At 48.2% G+C, this 18129-nt stretch carries 16 protein-coding genes and 1 pseudogene; 7 read left to right on the top strand and 10 right to left on the bottom strand.

Going from position 1 to position 18129, the window contains the following annotated elements; translation table 11 throughout:
• Positions 1-268 precede the first annotated feature (268 nt).
• Positions 269-727 (top strand): annotated as a pseudogene (locus tag NDI34_RS20085) (hypothetical protein).
• Positions 728-757: 30 nt separating this feature from the next.
• Here NDI34_RS20085 and NDI34_RS20080 read toward each other — a convergent pair.
• The 8 genes from NDI34_RS20080 to NDI34_RS20045 all read right to left on the bottom strand — a co-directional run bounded on the left by NDI34_RS20080 (position 758) and on the right by NDI34_RS20045 (position 7888).
• Complete coding sequence (locus tag NDI34_RS20080; RefSeq protein ID WP_190411290.1) at positions 758-1504, bottom strand: HAD family hydrolase; 747 nt, start codon at positions 1502-1504, stop codon at positions 758-760.
• Between the two features lie 109 nt (positions 1505-1613).
• The gene (locus NDI34_RS20075) at positions 1614-2726 is read right to left on the bottom strand and encodes a 30S ribosomal protein S1 (protein WP_190433695.1); all 1113 of its coding nucleotides are present in this window, start codon (positions 2724-2726) and stop codon (positions 1614-1616) included.
• A 250-nt stretch (positions 2727-2976) separates the two neighbouring features.
• The gene (locus NDI34_RS20070) at positions 2977-3816 is read right to left on the bottom strand and encodes a S1 RNA-binding domain-containing protein (RefSeq protein WP_190683600.1); all 840 of its coding nucleotides are present in this window, start codon (positions 3814-3816) and stop codon (positions 2977-2979) included.
• Positions 3817-3881: 65 nt separating this feature from the next.
• Positions 3882-4445, bottom strand: coding sequence for a transcriptional regulator NrdR (gene nrdR, locus NDI34_RS20065; protein ID WP_190526488.1), 564 nt, complete (start codon positions 4443-4445; stop codon positions 3882-3884).
• Between the two features lie 202 nt (positions 4446-4647).
• On the bottom strand, positions 4648-4746 hold the full coding sequence (locus tag NDI34_RS20060) for a photosystem II reaction center protein T (RefSeq protein ID WP_190411294.1): 99 nt from the start codon (positions 4744-4746) through the stop codon (positions 4648-4650).
• Positions 4747-4859: 113 nt separating this feature from the next.
• Positions 4860-6389 carry a photosystem II chlorophyll-binding protein CP47 gene (gene psbB, locus NDI34_RS20055; RefSeq protein ID WP_190411295.1) on the bottom strand — a complete coding sequence of 510 codons (1530 nt, stop codon included), beginning with the start codon at positions 6387-6389 and terminating at the stop codon, positions 4860-4862.
• Positions 6390-6806: 417 nt separating this feature from the next.
• Entirely contained in the window at positions 6807-7139 is a 333-nt protein-coding gene (locus NDI34_RS20050) for a hypothetical protein (protein WP_190425142.1), read from the bottom strand.
• A gap of 413 nt (positions 7140-7552) precedes the next feature.
• The gene (locus NDI34_RS20045; protein ID WP_190433697.1) at positions 7553-7888 is read right to left on the bottom strand and encodes a hypothetical protein; all 336 of its coding nucleotides are present in this window, start codon (positions 7886-7888) and stop codon (positions 7553-7555) included.
• 222 nt (positions 7889-8110) lie between these two features.
• Here NDI34_RS20045 and mnmG point away from each other — a divergent pair, with 222 nt between their 5' ends.
• The 3 genes from mnmG (at position 8111) to NDI34_RS20030 (ending at position 12367) form a co-directional block, all read left to right on the top strand.
• Positions 8111-10033, top strand: a complete 1923-nt coding sequence (mnmG, locus tag NDI34_RS20040; RefSeq protein WP_190526531.1) for a tRNA uridine-5-carboxymethylaminomethyl(34) synthesis enzyme MnmG — start codon at positions 8111-8113, stop codon at positions 10031-10033.
• Positions 10034-10380: 347 nt separating this feature from the next.
• Positions 10381-11673: a hypothetical protein gene (locus NDI34_RS20035; RefSeq protein ID WP_348233619.1), complete on the top strand. Its 1293-nt coding sequence runs from the start codon at positions 10381-10383 to the stop codon at positions 11671-11673.
• 115 nt (positions 11674-11788) lie between these two features.
• Positions 11789-12367 carry a TIGR04376 family protein gene (locus tag NDI34_RS20030; RefSeq protein ID WP_190425136.1) on the top strand — a complete coding sequence of 193 codons (579 nt, stop codon included), beginning with the start codon at positions 11789-11791 and terminating at the stop codon, positions 12365-12367.
• Between the two features lie 42 nt (positions 12368-12409).
• Here the strand turns inward: NDI34_RS20030 and NDI34_RS20025 are convergent, their stop codons facing one another.
• Entirely contained in the window at positions 12410-12556 is a 147-nt protein-coding gene (locus NDI34_RS20025; RefSeq protein WP_190433701.1) for a hypothetical protein, read from the bottom strand.
• A complete protein-coding gene (bchD, locus tag NDI34_RS20020; protein WP_348233618.1) occupies positions 12556-14619 on the bottom strand; it encodes a magnesium chelatase ATPase subunit D in 2064 nt (687 codons plus the stop codon). Before bchD ends, NDI34_RS20025 begins: the two co-directional genes overlap by 1 nt.
• 539 nt (positions 14620-15158) lie before the next feature.
• Between bchD and NDI34_RS20015 the strand changes: the two genes are divergently transcribed.
• From NDI34_RS20015 to NDI34_RS20005, 3 genes are all read left to right on the top strand, one after another.
• The gene (locus NDI34_RS20015; RefSeq protein ID WP_348233617.1) at positions 15159-15911 is read left to right on the top strand and encodes an NYN domain-containing protein; all 753 of its coding nucleotides are present in this window, start codon (positions 15159-15161) and stop codon (positions 15909-15911) included.
• Between the two features lie 191 nt (positions 15912-16102).
• Entirely contained in the window at positions 16103-16789 is a 687-nt protein-coding gene (gene rnc / locus NDI34_RS20010) for a ribonuclease III (RefSeq protein ID WP_348233616.1), read from the top strand.
• A 99-nt stretch (positions 16790-16888) separates the two neighbouring features.
• Positions 16889-17986, top strand: coding sequence for a YihY/virulence factor BrkB family protein (locus NDI34_RS20005; RefSeq protein ID WP_190683580.1), 1098 nt, complete (start codon positions 16889-16891; stop codon positions 17984-17986).
• The last annotated feature ends 143 nt before the right edge of the window (positions 17987-18129 follow it).

Below are 18129 nucleotides of genomic sequence, written 5' to 3'. Positions count from 1 at the left end.
GTGATTTGAGTTAAGTTAAGCTATTTTAACCTGCGATCCTAAAAACATTGAGACGCGATCGCTATTATGGTCAATTTATTTGATAAAGCTTTGATGAAGCGAATCGGCTGCCCTAGTATTTGGCGTTACAGTGGGAAGACATCGGGATTCGCTTTGTAGCGGGAATTTTTCGATGATTTTTATCAGAATAGTCGCTCTTGGTGGACACGAAAGCGATCGCGCTCATGCCAATTACAAATAAATCGGTGACGCTGAGACGGTGCTAGTGATGACAGCAATTTTACCGACAGCCCAACCGCAGAAATCTTTTACCCTAGTGCCGATGGTGAACCAGTAGCAGAAACCTATGACCATCTCTATGCCATTTTGACGACTTTGGAAGTCCTCAAACAATACTTGGCAGAGCGTCAGGCAACTGTTCTTGCTAACCAGTTTCTTGACTATTCCCAAGGCTTTCCTAAAAGGGAAACTACTTGGCTTTTACCGAGAAGATACTGGGGAAAAGTTGCTAATTGCCGATGAGCTAATGCAGGCGCTAAAGCGGGAAACTCAGAGGCGACAGCAGGCAGAAGAACAAGCCGAACAAGAACGCCAACGAGCCGAACAAGAACAGCAACGAGCTGAACAAGAACGCCAGCAGCGGGAATTCGCTCAACAACAGCTTGCTGATATGGAAAACCTGTTAGCTGGTTATCGCGATCGCCTTGGGAATTTACCTGATAGCTAATGGCTAATTGATCGTTGGAGGTTCTCCTAACTAGCCATTCGCATCCAGAATTTGAATTTCGTCGAGTTGCGCGATCGCGACATCTGCACTTTCTAGATGCGCCGCCTCCGGTTTTCCCCAGCAGATGCCAATACAACCAGCCGCCCCCGCCTGACGTGCCATTTGAATATCTCCGGCAGAATCTCCCACCATCAGAGTATTGCTGGGTGAAACTCCCAGTCTCTGGCAAGCTTGCAAAAATAAGGCTGGATCGGGTTTAGTTGGACCTTCATCCACTCCCATCTCTAGCTGGATATAGGGCGAGAGCTGATGACGCTTGACAAATGCTTCTACTCGTGAGGTAGAAGCAGCTGATAAAATTCCTAATTTTAAGCCAGCTTGAAACAGAAGTTGCAGCACTTCCAAAGAACCGACAAATAAGGGGGAAGGGGCAGCATCTTTTAGAAATTGATCTGCTTCATTAAAGGCGCGACGAGCGATCGCTCTTGATTCCAGCCACCCCCGTCCGGTCTCAGCAATATAAGCAGCAGCAGCAATTTCATTCTCTCCATGACTGCCTACGGCTAATAACCCCGTCGGATCGAGAGTATCTCCATTAATGCCAAACGCCATTAATAAAGGGTCTCCGGTTCCGGGAATTTGGGCGTCTATAATGCGCGATCGCTTTTGCCCCAACTTTCTCAAAAATGACTCCGAATCTTCTAGGGTGCCGTCCTTGTCAAAAATTACCGCCTGGATATTCGGGAACGTGACCTCTCGACAGCGAATTGTTACCAAAATTTCCTCCTCAACTCATTAAACCGCAATAAAAAAAGAGGGAAATTCCCTCTTTGGTCATTACTAATTTCAAATTTCAAATCTGAAATTTCTCTGTCTCCTAACAAAATTACTCTTGTTCTATAGCAGGTGACAGCTCTTTAGCTTCTGTATCAGGTGACTCTTCTTCCTCTTCTGTAGCGGGTGGCACCTCTTCAGCTTCGATAGCGGGTGGCACTTCTGCCTCTTCTGTAGCAGGCGGCACGTCTTCATCTTCGATAGGAGGTAGCGCTTCTTCGTCAGAAACGCCGATTTCTATAGAAGGTATCGTAGTGCCTTGCAGCTTGGCTCGCATCTGCTCCCGATACTTAGCCGCCATTTCTTCCGCCATGTCATAGACGCGATCGCGGTTCTTGATCATGTCGCCTGGTTCTGGCTCTAGCTGCTTGGTGGAGAGCGAAATCCGTCCCCGTTCAGCATCAAGGTCAATGATCATCACTTTCACTTCATCATTGACATTGAAGACGCTGTGAGGTGTGTCGATGTGGTCGTGGGAAATCTCGGAGATGTGCAGCAGTCCGCTGACGCCGCCAATATCGATAAATGCACCATAAGGCTTGATGCCTCGTACTGTTCCAATAACGACCTCGCCCACTTCCAGGCGATTCATCTTCCGCTCGACCAGCGCCCGTCGGTGCGACAGAACTAGACGGTTGCGGTCTTCGTCTACCTCTAAGAATTTTAGGGGTAGTTCTTCACCAACCAAATCTTCCTTGGGTTTGCGAGTGCTGATGTGAGAACCGGGAATAAACCCGCGCAATCCTTCAATTCGTACCAATGCACCACCGCGATTGGTAGCGAAGACAAGCGATCGCACTGTAGCGTCTTCTGTCTGCAACTGCCTGACTCGCTCCCATGCTCGCATGTACTCAATGCGGCGGATGGAAAGGGTTAGCTGTCCATCTTCATTCTCGTCGGTCAGAATGAAAAATTCTCGCGTCTCGTTGGACTGCAACACTTCTTCCGGAGCATCAACCCGATTGATTGACATCTCCTGAATCGGAATGTAAGCCGCTGTTTTAGCGCCAATGTCAATCAGAGCGCCCCTAGGCTCTAAACTGAACACGGTACCGGCGACAATATCACCGGGATTAAAGTGATAGTCGTACTTATCGAGTAGGGCCGCAAAATCTTCGTGAGAAAATCCAATATCTGCTGTAGCGGTTGTTTTCTGATTGACCATGCGTATCGTTTCCTGGTGTTATCTCCGTATTTAACTGTGCCTCCTGTCGATGTACGCCCACGTTTACCGCGTGCAGTTTACACCTACATAGCTCTCTCGCCAAACCTATTGTATGAGATTTTCTAGGAGCGAGAAGTTGTCCAGACAGGATATTATAACTTAATTTGCTCATCCTCCGTTTGGCTAAAATTGCTCCCTAGCAGTAGGTAAGCGGTATTTCAGCTAAAGACTACATCTGAGGCAACAACTACTATTTCTGCATCTGGTTGCGGTACTTTGCCGCCATTTCCTCAGCTTTTTCATAGACTTTCTGAGGATTTTTCAGCATATCACCTAGTTCGGGTTCTAGTGCTTTTGTGGAGAGTGAGACGCGATCTTTCTCAGCATCCATCGAAATTATCATTGCTTTTATTTCATCATCGACCTTAAAAATACTTTCAGGTTTGTCAAAGTCAGCGTGGGAAATTTCGGAAATGTGCAGCAGAGCGTTAATGACTGCAATATTGATAAATGCACCATACGGCTTGAGTGCAAGTACTCTCCCAGTAACAACTTGACCAACTTCTAAATGCTGTATCCCTTCTGGATACAGTGCTAGTCGATGGGAAACAAACAAGCGATCGCGGTCTTCATCTACCTCAACGATCTTGATAGGGATTTCTTCTCCCATTAACTCTTCTTTCGGCTTACGGGTATCGAGACGAGAATGTAAAACACAGCCGCGCAACCCCTCAACTTTAACTGATACGCCAAAGCGATGAGTTTCAAAAATTATGGCGTAAACTGTGACGTTTTCGGCTTGCATTTGACGCACTCGTTCCCAAGCCAACTTTTTCTCAAGCTGTCGTATCGAAAGACCAAGTATCAAATTCCCCGCTTCATCGTATTGATTTACAATCAAAAATTCGCGGGATTCGTTCAATTGCAAGGCTTCTTCTGGAGAGTCAATCTCATTGATTGACATTTCCCGAATTGGGAGAAAAATAGCTGTTGGTGCGCCAATATCAATCAAAGCGCCTTCCGGCTCCAGAGCGATCGCTTTACCAATTACAACGTCGCCAGGACGAAAGCTAGATAAATTTGAGTTCAAAAATGTTCGGCTGTAACCACCGCATTTCTAGCGCATACTATAGCAGCTTTGTCAACCGCTAGTTACTAATAACCAATAAACAAAGAAGCCTGGATTGCTGTGTCACCAGGCTCTGATAAGGAAGACTTATTATTTTCGAGAGGATCTGTTAGTTCAGTGTCTTCCTCTGTTCCACTGCCATGACTTCGCAGATGATTCAAGGTATCCACAAAATCTCGAATTCCTTGAAACTGCCGATAGACCGAGGCAAAACGGATATATGCAACTTCGCTGATAGATTGCAGACGCTGGAGGACTAATTCCCCAATTTCTTGACTGGTGACTTCTCTGATGATGCGCTGCTGTAATTCTGCTTCAATTTCATCAACCAATACTTCCAGAGTTCCTTGGGGGATGCCGGTTTTTTCACAGGCTCGAACAATCCCACGAATTAACTTGGAACGATCAAAGGAGTCTCGCTGACCTCCCCGTTTGATCACCGTAATTGGAACAAATTCAATGCGTTCGTAGGTAGTGAAGCGATGATTGCACTTCAAACACTCGCGGCGTCGCCGGATACTTTGTCCGGCTTCCGTGGAACGGGACTCAAGGACACGGCTATCGGTGTACTGGCATAAAGGACATTGCATTTTAAAAAGTCCTCGCTTGTTGGATAGACGAGCGTGAGGAAGGATTAGAATTATCTGCCACTTTACTAAAGAAATACCTAAAATTGGAAAAGCTGAGCCGGTTATTATCTTAACCCTTGTGGAAATACAAGGGTTAAGACAGTTGCGGCTCAGTAGCTTTTCCTAAATATTAAGTTGTAGTGCTGCGAGCTTTAGGTGCGAACTACTTCTTCTCAATCCGAGGAGGTTCGCGGAAAGCGATCGCAAAGAAGAGAGTACCCAATGCGAGGGTCAAAATCAAAATGTAAGCAGCGGCTTCCATATCAGAATTTCCTGATTGTTTGCTTTACTACCAGTCTACCTTGTCAAGAAAAACTAAAAAGGCAAAAGGTCAAAGAAAAATACTTAACTTTTGCCTTTCGCCTGATTACATTTCTAGACAGCTTCCTTCTTGCGGGTACTCTTGTCACCCACTTTCTGGAACAGACCCCACTCAACCTGCTCTTCCAGGTCAGCTTCAACCCCAGCAAACACATCCCGGAACAGAGTCCGAGAGCCATGCCAGAGGTGCCCGAAGAAGAACAACAGAGCAAATACAGCGTGTCCGAATGTGAACCAGCCACGGGGACTGGTGCGGAACACCCCGTCAGAATTCAGCGTTTCGCGGTCGAAGGCAAAAGGCTCACCCAGCTGAGCTTTACGAGCAAATTGCTTCACTTTAGCGGGATCATCAAAAGTTTTCCCATCCAAAGCACCGCCGTATAAGCTTACGGTGACACCCGCTTGCTCAAAGCTATTTTTTGATTCTGCCCGACGGAACGGAATATCGGCGCGAATCACACCGTCTTTATCGGTCAAGATCACGGGGAAGGTTTCAAAGAAGTTGGGAAGACGACGTACCGACAATTCCCGACCTTCAGCATCTTTGAATATTGGATGCCCTAACCAAGCCTGAGCAATCCCATCTCCTTTATTCATTGGACCTGCGCGGAACAAACCACCCTTCGCAGGGCTGTTTCCGACATAGTCATAAAATGCGAGTTTTTCTGGAATTTGCGACCAAGCTTCGGAAGCGCTCGCCCCTTCAGCAATATTGGCTTGAATGCGCCGGTCAATTTCTTGCTTGAAGTAACCGCCATCCCACTGATAGCGGGTAGGACCAAACAGCTCAATCGGAGTTGTAGCACTGCCGTACCACATCGTACCTGCCACAACGAAGGCGGCAAAGAATACAGCGGCAATACTGCTGGAAAGCACGGTTTCGATGTTCCCCATCCGCAAAGCTTTGTAGAGCCGCTCTGGGGGTCGAACTGCTAGGTGAAACAAACCAGCGATAATTCCTACGACACCTGCTGCAATGTGGTGAGCGACGACACCGCCAGGATTGAACGGATTAAAGCCATCGGGTCCCCACTCTGGCGCGACAGGTTGGACGCTGCCAGTGATACCGTAGGGGTCGGAAACCCACATACCAGGGCCAAATAGCCCCGACAGGTGGAATGCACCGAATCCAAAGCACAAAAGACCCGACAAAAGCAGGTGAATGCCAAACATCTTTGGCAAGTCGAGCGCTGGTTGGCCGGTGCGGGGGTCTCTAAACAGTTCCAAATCCCAGTAAACCCAGTGCCAGACGGCAGCTAGGAACAGCAGACCGGAAAGGACGATATGAGCGGCAGCAACGCCTTCAAATGACCATACGCCAGGGTAGTTTCCTGAGCTGCCAGTAATGCTCCAACCACCCCAGGATTCGGTTACACCCAAGCGAGCCATGAATGGCAGTACAAACATCCCCTGACGCCACATGGGGTTCAGGACTGGGTCGCTGGGGTCAAAAATTGCGAGTTCGTACAGGGCCATCGAACCGGCCCAGCCTGCCACGAGGGCAGTATGCATCAGGTGTACAGATATCAATCGACCTGGATCGTTCAGGACGACTGTGTGTACTCGGTACCAGGGTAGTCCCATTGACTACGCTCCTCCTCAGATGAATAAGTGTCTACTTCGACGCTTCTTTTTTTATGTGCGATTTGCCGTTGTTTACCATAATCTAAGCCAGAGAAGCTCTCTTGCAAGACTGCGGGACTGTTTCACAAGGCAAAAGTGAAAATGAAAGATTATGTTACCTACTCTTAGCTTTAAAAGCCATGCCGATTGCAGGCTTTTTGCATGAGAGTTTCGCGTACTTGATGTTTTACCTCGGCAGATGTTACAGACACGATTTATCGTGTCGATAAGGTTTTTGGCCTCGTCACACCAGGTTCACGCCATTCCTAGGTCGGAAGACCGAGGGGAGTTACCATTTAAAGAAGTGTAACTATTGTTAGAATCCATTGCAAGCGGGTTGACAGTTGGGATTAAGGTAGCGATCGCATTCTTAACCTTTCATCCCGACTCCTGGGTGCTGCTGAGTTGGGGTAACGCTGCTGACTCGTTCATTCTCTGGATGACCTCTTCAGCATCAATCAAGCGTTTTAGCACTACTTGACCAATATTCTGATTGGCTGACTCAGTTGGGACATGAGCTGTGGGTTTGACTTCGACCATAAGAATGGCGTCTTCTACTCGATACAGCCACAGTTTTTCGCCTTGCTCGAAGATGCAAAGGTTCATTTGCTGAATTTCGGGTTTGCGTCGCCAAGAGTTTTCGTTCCACAAGCCGCCGAATTCCCATACTCGACCGACAGTCCATCCATCAGAAAGGAAAAAATACTTCACGAACTTTCAACTTTCTTTATACAGGCCCTAGATTTGGAAGTTGTTCACCATTAACTACCACTTCTATCACCCAGATGTCCTGGTTATGACGAAATCCACTCAGCAAAAGAATATAAATTAAACTTATAAGTATATTTTGTTACCCTTTCCAAGAAGCATGACTGGCGATCGCCCTTATGTGAGCTTGAGGGAATGCAAAAGGATTCAAGGCGAAGCGAACAAAGCGTCCCTTGGCTAACGTATCTTGGTTGATGAAGGCGATCGCACTTTATATGATTTAAAATAAAATACTCTACAAAAAAAATCCTTTAACTAGATAATAATGAATTAAAAAGACACGGTTCTCCGTGTCTTTTTAAAACGTTTTATGCAACTTTTTCCCTATCAAGTAAAAACAGACGAAGTAAGAATACTTAATCTGCCAGAACTTCCCAGGTCAAAGTGTAGTCTGCATCATCCTCAGTAAACTTACCCCGTTGCTCTCCACGGCCTACTTGACTACTTGAAGCATTTAACGTGCCCAGATAATCATCCTTATCGAAAATCCCCGTATCTTGGTCATAAAGCCGAATTTCAGCAGAAGATGTAAAAGAAATCGGCGGGATATAAGTGAGGTTGCGTGCTTCGCGATCGTTGATACTTTGTACGCCTCCAACTTGTTGTCCATTCACAACCAAGTAAGCTTCATCAGCCCCGGCGTTGTCTTCAGTCCGTTCGCAGTACAGAGAAATCAATCTGAGTTTTGGCATAGTAACCAACCTTGTATTCAATCGACAAATCTTGAATACGAAACCTCATCCGACAAATCCGAGTGATATGCTTTAACTTGAAAAGAATCACCCGATAGAATTAAGTCTATATACTGTCTAAATCGGGTTTATTTTGCCACTCAATGGCTGAAACTCCAAGCAGACTGGTGTAATCGCTAATATGAAGGATGAGTCCTTGCTACTCAGACACTTACCATGACCATGACCACGCGATCGCCCGTAGAATTTCAAGACGCTTTTGATGTTGTTGTAGTCGGAGCCGGACACGCCGGTTGCGAAGCTGCCCTCGCTACAGCACGATTGGGCTGTCGTACCCTGCTGCTGACCCTTAACCTGGACAAAATTGCTTGGCAACCGTGTAACCCAGCAGTCGGTGGCCCTGCCAAGTCCCAGGTGACTCACGAAATCGATGCGTTGGGTGGGGAAATTGGGAAAATGGCGGATCGAACCTACCTACAAAAGCGGATTCTGAACTCGTCGCGAGGGCCTGCGGTATGGGCATTGCGGGCGCAGACGGATAAACGGGAATATGCGGCGGTGATGAAGGAGATTGTCGAGAACCAGGAAAACTTGACAATCCGCGAAAGCATGGTCACAGATTTGGTAATGGGCGCTAACGATGAAGTGATTGGCGTCGAGACTTACTTTGGTGTGGCGTTTGGTTGCAAAGCAGTCATCCTGACGACGGGCACTTTTTTGGGGGGTCGCATCTGGGTCGGGAACAAGTCGATGTCAGCGGGTCGTGCGGGGGAATTTGCCGCAGTTGGGTTGACAGAAACTTTGAATCGACTCGGATTTGAAACGGGGCGACTAAAGACGGGGACTCCAGCACGGGTTGATAAGCGATCGCTAGACTATACTAATTTGGAACCCCAGCCGGGTGATACGGAGGTGCGGTGGTTCAGCTTTGACCCCTCAGTTTGGGTGGAACGGGAGCAGATGCCTTGTTATCTCACCCGGACGACGCCGGAGACTCATCGGATTATTCGAGAAAATCTGCATCTGTCGCCAGTTTATGGCGGTTGGGTAGATGCAAAGGGACCGCGTTATTGTCCCAGCATTGAAGATAAAATTGTGCGCTTTGCCGATAAGGAAAGCCACCAGATTTTTATTGAACCGGAAGGACGGGATATTCCAGAACTGTATATTCAAGGCTTTTCGACGGGATTGCCAGAGAATTTGCAGTTGCAAATGTTGCGAAGTCTCCCCGGTCTAGAAAACTGTACGATGCTGCGTCCAGCTTACGCGGTGGAGTATGATTATTTACCCGCAACCCAGTGCTATCCGACACTGATGACCAAAAAGGTAGAGGGATTATTTTGTGCTGGGCAAATTAACGGCACGACCGGCTATGAAGAAGCCTCTGCTCAAGGCATTGTAGCGGGAATTAATGCAGCTCGATTTGTCCGCAATCAAGAAATGATTGTATTCCCGCGCGAACACAGTTACATCGGGACGCTGATGGACGATCTGTGTACCAAAGATTTGCGGGAACCTTACCGGATGCTGACTAGCCGCTCTGAGTATCGGTTATTACTGCGGTCAGATAATGCAGATCAGCGCTTGACGCCTCTGGGTCGGGAAGTCGGCTTAATTGATGACCGTCGCTGGGAGTTGTTCCAACACAAGCAAGCGAATATTGCTGCTGAGAAGGAACGGTTGTACTCGACGCGGATTAAGGAGCATGATGAGATCGGGAAGGCGATCGCGTCTGACACCCAACAAGCCATCAAAGGCTCGATTACTCTGGCTGATTTGCTACGACGCCCTGGTTTCCATTACGTTGACTTAGATCGTTACGGACTGAGCAACCCCAGTCTAGACTCCGTGGAGAAAGAAGGCGCAGAAATCGATCTCAAATACTCTGGGTATCTCCAGCGTCAGCAGCACCAAATTGACCAAGTGAGCCGTCATGCAAACCGCCAGCTACCGCCGGATCTAAATTATGCAGCGATCGAGACTCTCTCGAAGGAGTCTCGTGAAAAGTTAGCGCAAGTGCAACCGCTCACGATTGGTCAAGCAGCTCGAATTGGCGGCGTCAATCCGGCTGATATCAACGCTTTACTGGTATATCTAGAATTACGCTCTCGGCAAACCGCCTTGGTTAGCAGCCAGTCATCGTAGAGGCTTTTTTGGTACCGCCTCCTTGCCTGAGTGAGTGGTAAAAACATCAACAACTGACCGAGAGACGAGATTCGTCGCCTGTCTACCCGTTGACAATTGACAAGTGACAAAAAGCATGGTTTGCTAACTGGGTCAAGCCCAATTTAACGACAAAATTGGCTTGGTCGCCACGGGAAAATATAAGCTAGAAGTAAGGCGTTCTTTGAACCAATCAGTCAGGGAGCATTGACAACTGATTGCCTTAGGGAATAATGTCCCACAATTAGGAATTTCTGTACCGATATAAGCCCCATCAAATGTCTTAAGGCTTATCGTTGATTCAGTGTAGCCACGAGAGTGAGCAATCGATGACTCAGGATGTTAGCAATAACCAGAGGGACTCAGCACCCTTGGCAAATTCCACTTCTATCCAACCTTGGTCGGTTGACAAATATGCCGATCAATTGATGGACGACTTGTTTGCAGACATCGACCGGGTTTTGGAGGGCGGTAGCATCTCAACTCCAGAGCAGCCGCAGTCAGAGTATATCTCCTTACAACCTGTCCAAGTTTCGCAAGTCACCTTGCCCCCTACCTGGGTGCCACCAGAGGAGCTGCTCCAGGAGCAACCAGACAATACACCCCGCAGTATTGTGCAAACGCCTCTAGCGCTGGATATCAGCGTAGAGGAGATTCAACCCGAAGACAACAAGGATCGTGGGGAAGGCAAATTATTCGAGAAACTCCTGCTAGGACTGGCTTTGACATCGGCGGCAGCTACATTGCTACTGTGGCTGGTGAGCCAGGGCAGGCTCAATTGGCTCTTTTCTCCCCCCGCAACGGTTACACCCGTCAGCCAAGAGGTTCAGTCTAAAGCAGATGAGCAGTTTGTGAACTATATGCAGCGATCGCTTGAAGTGATCGATCGCAAAGCTGACGCGAACAAACGCACGGGAAGTGCCGCCGCGCCCCAAGGGACTAATCTGCCGCCCGTGACAACTGTCCCCGGAAATACGGCTGGGGCAGCGAGAGGATCGGGTGTTATGGAAAGAGTCTACATTCCCATCTATCCATCACCCCAAAGTCAGTCTGTAGTTCCACAATCTGCCCTAGGACTGCAAGGCGTTTCCCCCTTAGTCCGTCCTCCCTTGCTTCCATCACTACCAAGGCGTCCGGTACCGCCGGTGCGTCCCGCGCCCTCAGTGAGTTCGATGCTGCCAGTGCGTCCCGCACCCTCAGTGAATTTGATGCCGCCAGTGCGTCCCAAACCCCCAGTCAGTCGTCCGGCACCGTCGGTTCGTCCCTCAGCACCCCCATTGGGTTCCAAACCTCTGACACTGCCTCCGATGGCTGCCACAATGCCTCGGCTTCCCATCCCTGCCTTACCACCCCTGGCACCCCCAGCACCCCCCGCGCCCCCAGCCGCAGTACCCGCACCCAACCCAGATCCGGCTCCTACAGCGACGCATACGCTTGTGGGAGTCTTAGAATTGGGCGATCGCTCTGCTGCTCTATTTGACTTCGGCGGTGTTGCCAACCGCATCCGCGTGGGCGAAAACATTGGCTCTAGCGGATGGACTTTGGTTTCCATCTCGAATCAGGAAGCGGTTATCCGACGCAACGGAGAAGTCCGTTCTGTTTATGTTGGGCAGAAGTTTTAAATGAGTCATTAGAGATCACTCATAAGTCTATTACTAATGACTAATGACTAATGGCTGATGAGCGATCGCGCCTAATTGCTAACATAATGACAAACCTGTAGTGGGAGTTCTTGCAGTGGGTCTATTTGACGATTTCAGCCGGTTTTTAGAAACCCGATTAGAAGAATTCTTGCGGAATAATCCTCATTTGGAATTACAGGCGCTAGAGGAGCAGCTACGGGAACAAGAAGATGATGCCCTTAAGCTGATTGCAGACCTGCAACTGCAAGAGAAAAAATTACAAGATGAAATCCTCTCAACCGCTCAAGAAATTCAGCGCTGGCATGTCCGGATTGAAAAGGCAAAAGCTGCCAACAGGTTCGATTTAGTCCAGCCTGCCCAAGAGCGAGAAGCAGCCCTGCTACGTCAAGGTAATCAACTTTGGGGACAGATGCAAGGGATTAAACAGCGAAGCGAGCAAGCAAAACAGCTACAGCGTCAAATTCAAGTTCGCCGCCAGGAAGTCCATACTAAAGCCGTTCAGGCGCAAGCAGCGCGTACAAGTTCTCAAGCTCAGCAGCGTGCGGAGACGGTTGGCTGGAATCAGAATTACCACCGCCCAATCAACAGTGGTCCCGATCCATTAGAGGCTAAATTTAAGCACTGGGAAGCGGACGACGAGCTTGAGCAGTTGAAGCGAAATATAGGGCGGTGAAGAGTTTTTGAGATGGGTAATTGGTAATCGGGAGAAGTGATATTAACTCTGGTTGATTACCCGTAATAAAAGAACCCCACCCCGCGATCGCCTGCGGCTCCGGCTCCCTGCCCCTAATCCCCAGAGGGAACCCCGATTTCCCCGCTTGCGGGGAGAGGTTGGGGGTGGGGTTCCTAGAGATTTTTGCACTAGCGAGATTTCATATCTGCGATCGCGCCTCTGGTCACTCCAGCGATCGCTTGCTCCGTTGCCTTGGGTAAGTGATAATATTTCCCCCCAGATTGCTTTGCCAATTCCTTCGCGAAGCCAGTGGAAATAAATTTATTTTCCGTATCAATCACTAACAACTGAATCCCCAAAGCGCGAATTCTAGAAGCAATATCCAACAATTCAGCTTTAATATCGGGCTTTTCCCCTTCCTGTATCGGTTCGCCTAAAGAACGAGCTAAAGGAATATTGCCCCGTCCATCGGTAATCGCCACAATCACCACCTGACCAATATCTCCAGACATCTGAGCATTCATCCCGACGCGCACTGCCTGAGTCAAACCATGAGCCAGAGGGGAGCCGCCGCCACAAGGCAATAGCTCCAGACGCCGCCGCGCTAAGGCAATCGAACGGGTTGGCGGTAGCAGCACATCGGCTTGTTCTCCCCGGAAGGGAATTAACGCCACTTGGTCGCGGTTCTGATAGGCTTCCGTCAGCAGGCGCATCACTGCACCCTTGGCTGACTGCATTCGGTTCAGCGCCATCGAGCCAGAGGCATCGACGACGAAAACGACGAGCGCTCCGGCTTTACGGACTAAGCGCTTGGAGCGAACATCCCCCTGCTCGACGAATACCCGCCGATCTCCTCTTTGCCCTCCCTGACCACCGAGGGATTGAGCGATCGCAGCGTCGTTTCGCTCTCGCCTTGCCTTTTGGTAGGGTGCAGCGGCTCTGAGCGTCGCATCAACGGCAATTCTCCGCACTTTGCCTTTTGGCAACATTGGCTTGACGTAGCGCCCTCGATCTTCTGAAATGATCAGACTGCGACTGCCCGACTTGCCGTGACGTTGCGCCATCTGAGCAAAGTAAAGCACGGTGGGATCGAGGATGACACCCTCTGGATCGAAGACAAATTCTTCCGGAATACTCGACTGATCCTCCTGGGGTTCTTCCGGTTCCTCTTCATCCTTCTCATCCGGCTCATCCTGCTCTTGCTGAGATTCATCTTGGGGGGGTGGCGGTGGTGGTGGGGGCGGAGGCGTTTCGTCTGGTGGCGTCTGCACGACTGTAGCGCGAGGCACGATCACCAATTCCACCGCACGGCGCAAGTCTTCCGCCGTCACGTTAGTACGACCTTCTAAAGCCGCAGCAGCCTTAGCAACTCGCACCGCAAAGAGTTCGGCTCGATGTCCCTGCACTCCGCCTCGAATTGCTTCATCAACTAGATAAGCAATTTGCTCGCGGGTAATCCGGACATCTTTAAGCCATTCCCGCGCCAATACAATCTGAGTTTTGAGGTTGTCGATGTCTTCGGTGTACTGTTCTAGAAATTGTTCCGGAGATTTGGCGTAGGCGAGAGCTTGTTCTACTGCTTGCACTCGTTCATCTAAACCGAGTACGCCATCAGCGGAAAGCGCGATCGCAATTCTATCGAGCAAATGTTCTCGCAGTGGCCCTTCTTCCGGGTTGTAAGTGGCAATAAATAAAGGCTTACAAGGATGCTGAAAGCTAATCCCTTCCCGCTCAATCTGGTTGCGTCCTTCAGATAAAACGGTCAACAGTTGGTTAGCAATTTGCTCATCAAGTAGATTAATTTCGTCTACATAGAGGACGCCCCGGTGTGCTGTCGCCAGTAACCCAGGCTGAAATATCGTGTCCCCCTGTTTAACAGATTGCTCGACATCCACAGAACCCAGCAGCCGATCCTCGGTGATTCCCAAAGGAATTTGTACAAATGGAGCCGGAATCACCTGCGCGTCAATCGGAGCATCCGGCTGGGCATTCGCTTCTGCCAATAATTTGTCATCCCACTCGCTGGGAGAATCAGGATCGCAATTGCTAATCGATCCTTTGACGACTTCAATGGGGGGCAGGAGAGAGTGCAAGGCGCGTGCCATGACCGATTTAGCAGTCCCGCGACGACCCGCGATCGCTACCCCTCCCAGTCCGGGATCAATTGCTGCCAATAGCAGCGCCATTTTTATTGCTTCTTGCCCCACAACAGCAGCGAGGGGGAAGGCGGGGTTAGCTACAGATGCAGGCATAGTTTAAAAGCGACGCAAGTCCAACTTTTCAGCATAGCGCAATGTCTTACTGGCTGACTAAGAGATCGCCTTCAATTAGAACGAAGTCCTGCTCTGACAAATAAATCTGAAATGCCCTTGACACCGAATCCTGACAATGCTAGTCTGCAAAAAGACAGCTAAAATATCCGCATTCAAAGGCGCGAAGTTTTGATTGCTGTCTCAGGTACAGGATTTTGTAGTCTTCTACTGAGCGTCTAGTCAACGAGTTGACTGAGCATTCAGTTCGATCTTTGTCAACGAGCCGACAAAGCATTTGGAAAGATGACAAAAATCTAGCAGAATGTCCGGTCAACTGGTTGATTGGACGCTTGGTAGGAGACTACAAAATCCTGCGCCTGAGACTGCCAACTCTAATCTTAGCAACGAAGAATTGCGTTCGGACTATGAGTTTGGTCATAGGAAATAATTATTTTTTATTCCTGAACCAAGCTTTGCTGACGCTAGATGCGTGATTTATCGATGCTGTCCAATCCACAAAAAAAATTGGGCACATTAGCATGAAAAATATTGAGCTAGCATCCTGTAAACGGACAAAACAGCAGCAACAGTCGGTTTCAATTTATTGGGATTACCAAAATGTTCCAAAAGTAAAACTTGCGAACTATTTGTTGCGATTTGCTAGTTTACAAGGAGATGCTGTAGTCAACCGAAAGGCTTATAGTAATTGGTGTGGAGCAAACAAAACTAAAACAAGGCTAGAAAACCAGAAATTTGACTGTATTAATGTTCCTCGGAGCTTCAAAAACGCTGTAGATATTAAATTGTGCATAGACTGTAGTAACGATAGCTCAGATATAATAATCCTTGTAACTGGGGATTGTTACGGTCAGATTTTACTCGATGAGTTACAAGGAAAGGGGAAAAAAGTCATATTCTTTGCTCAACAAGGTAGTGTAAGTAAAGAGCTTATTAAGAGTGCTGATAAATTCTACTTTGTAGAGGAGTTGCTTAGTCTAGTTAGCAACAATACTTCGATTCAGACAGATGGCGTTCTGTCTTATATCAACTACGATGATGCTGTTGACTGCCTTATTGAAGCTATCAAAACTGCGGTCAATAAAGGTAAGCATACAACATATCGCATCATTGCCAGCCTGATGAGTCACAGTCAAGATTTCCCTAACTATCAAGGAGTTTCCTCTATTCGTAAACAGGACGGTACGAAATTTACACGGTTTAAAAAATTTGTTGCTGCTGTTGAAAAAGAGGGGAAAATCAAATTGCAAAATGAAGAAATGTTGTTAGTATAGTTAAGCAGATTGCTAAAAGCTAGATAATCAAGCGATCGCTACTTATCAAAAAACTCGGTTTGATATAGAAACCGGGTTTATCCAAAAACCGCTATTGAGCGGTTTTTTCGTGTTCACCTAGTTAATAGCCATCAATGACTTGTACTGATATTTCCATGCAATTAATTTACCCAAAACTAGGAAAAATAAAAATGGAATTTCCATATTTTCAGAATGAAAAACTCTTGCTTCATGCGCTTACACACCGTTCTTATGCCAATGAAAATTCCGGAGAGTGCGAAAACAACGAACGTCTAGAATTTTTGGGTGATGCTTTGCTAACTTTCTTAAGTGGCGAATATCTCTATCGTCGTCACCCGCAAATGGGAGAAGACCAAATGACTCGTAGGCGTTCCGCGCTGGTAGATGAAAAGCAGCTAGCCAAATTCGCTACCGAGATTGGTTTAAACTTCAAAATGCGGTTAGGTCAAGGTGCCATTCGCGAGGGAGGCTACTATAATCCAAATTTACTCAGCAGCACCTTTGAAGCCGTCGTCGGCGCTTATTATTTAGATAACAATTTAGATGTTGAGAAAGTCCGCGATTTTGTAGAACCACTATTTGATTCCGTTCCGGAGGATATTGTAGTGTCTCTCTCCAAGGTGGACTCGAAAAATCGGTTTCAACAATGGGTGCAAGCAGACCCTGACCTTGGCTCATCGCCACCGAAATATGTCACAAAACAAGCAGGCGGAACACCCCACGCCCCAGAATTCATCGCCACAGTGTTTGTAGGTGATAAAGCCTACGGGGAAGGTAAAGGACGCAGCAAAAAAGATGCTGAGAAAGCTGCTGCTGAAGATGCACTGTCCAAACTGAAAAAACGAGGGCTGGTGTAAGCTGGAATTCTGGACAAACTCTAACTTTCGGGTCTTTTAACTTCTCGACAAGGCGCTGCAAACTCAAAGAAGAGTGGTAGTGCAGACTAGAAGTTAGTTATGAAGCCAAAAGATATAGTAGGACTCCTTAAAGACACCTTTTCAGAATGGCAAGAAGATAAGGCATCGCGGTTAGCGGCGGCGCTGGCGTATTACACCGTATTTTCTCTGGCACCGCTAGTCATTATTGCGATCGCGATCGCGGCTTTGGTATTTGGACAAGAAGCCGCTGAGGGGGGAATTGTTACGCAACTTCGAGAATTGCTAGGCAAGCAGGGTGCTGAAGCTGTCCAAGAGATGATCCAAAATTCTCGCAAGGCAGAGGAAGGCACAATTGCCACTCTGATTAGCGTTGGTCTCCTCCTGTTCGGTGCCTCCGGCGTTTTTGGTCAGCTGCAAGATTCACTCAACACCATCTGGGAAGTCGCCCCCAAGCCTGGACGCGGCATCAAAGGCTTTATCAAAGACCGATTTTTGTCCTTTGCAATGGTACTGGGCATCGGCTTTTTGCTCTTAGTTTCGTTGATCTTGAGTGCCGGCTTGACATCAGTAGGCGACTATTTGGGCCACTTGATACCCGGTTTGCCCTTCCTGCAAGCCCTAAACTTTTTCATCTCCTTCGGCGTCGTGACGGTGCTGTTCGCGCTGATGTTTAGAATTTTGCCAGATGCGAAAATTGCCTGGGGTGACGTGTGGATCGGTGCCGCCATTACCTCTTTACTATTTACCATTGGTAAGTACTTACTGGGGTTGTATCTAGGCAATGGCAGTGTCGGCTCAACCTACGGCGCAGCTGGCTCATTTGTAGTGCTGCTGTTGTGGGTAAATTATTCCGCCCAGATTCTCTTTTTCGGTGCCGAATTTACTCAAGTCTACGCCAACAAGTACGGCTCTCGAATTGTCCCCTCTAAGAATGCCGTACCCCTTAGTGAAGAAGCGAGGGCAAAGCAGGGAATACCGCGCACTGACGACATCAAAGCCGCTGCCGCACAAGACCAAGGCGATCGCTCCTCTGGAACCTCTACCAGCACCATACAACGGGTAGATCCGCCAAAGTCCAGACACCCGATGGTAACAGTCCTCGCCTTAATGATTGGCGTTTACCAAGGCTTTGCATCTCTAGTGGGAGCCAAGGGGAAGAAGAACAAACAAAAATGATGTATTTTGAGGAACTTTGCAGAGATTTATTAAGTAGCTAGGATGATTTAAACCTAAAACGCTCTAACGTATATCCCCCTTGTTCACTCCGTGATTCCATGCCGTCCATTACAGCAAGGGCTAAATCATATTCATTGTCGAAC

The sequence above is a fragment of the Trichocoleus sp. DQ-U1 genome (assembly GCF_039961925.1).
Taxonomy (GTDB): domain Bacteria; phylum Cyanobacteriota; class Cyanobacteriia; order Cyanobacteriales; family FACHB-T130; genus FACHB-T130.
This window is presented reverse-complemented; position numbering and strand designations above follow the sequence as displayed.

What these genes read in the sequence shown, in the direction of transcription:
- NDI34_RS20075 (WP_190433695.1), bottom strand. Translation starts at nt 2,726, where the DNA reads ATGGTCAATCAGAAAACAACCGCTACAGCAGATATTGGATTTTCTCAC.
- nrdR (WP_190526488.1), bottom strand. Translation starts at nt 4,445, where the DNA reads ATGCAATGTCCTTTATGCCAGTACACCGATAGCCGTGTCCTTGAGTCC.
- NDI34_RS20060 (WP_190411294.1), bottom strand. Translation starts at nt 4,746, where the DNA reads ATGGAAGCCGCTGCTTACATTTTGATTTTGACCCTCGCATTGGGTACT.
- psbB (WP_190411295.1), bottom strand. Translation starts at nt 6,389, where the DNA reads ATGGGACTACCCTGGTACCGAGTACACACAGTCGTCCTGAACGATCCA.
- NDI34_RS20045 (WP_190433697.1), bottom strand. Translation starts at nt 7,888, where the DNA reads ATGCCAAAACTCAGATTGATTTCTCTGTACTGCGAACGGACTGAAGAC.
- mnmG (WP_190526531.1), top strand. Translation starts at nt 8,111, where the DNA reads ATGACCACGCGATCGCCCGTAGAATTTCAAGACGCTTTTGATGTTGTT.
- NDI34_RS20035 (WP_348233619.1), top strand. Translation starts at nt 10,381, where the DNA reads ATGACTCAGGATGTTAGCAATAACCAGAGGGACTCAGCACCCTTGGCA.
- bchD (WP_348233618.1), bottom strand. Translation starts at nt 14,619, where the DNA reads ATGCCTGCATCTGTAGCTAACCCCGCCTTCCCCCTCGCTGCTGTTGTG.
- NDI34_RS20015 (WP_348233617.1), top strand. Translation starts at nt 15,159, where the DNA reads ATGAAAAATATTGAGCTAGCATCCTGTAAACGGACAAAACAGCAGCAA.
- rnc (WP_348233616.1), top strand. Translation starts at nt 16,103, where the DNA reads ATGGAATTTCCATATTTTCAGAATGAAAAACTCTTGCTTCATGCGCTT.
- NDI34_RS20005 (WP_190683580.1), top strand. Translation starts at nt 16,889, where the DNA reads ATGAAGCCAAAAGATATAGTAGGACTCCTTAAAGACACCTTTTCAGAA.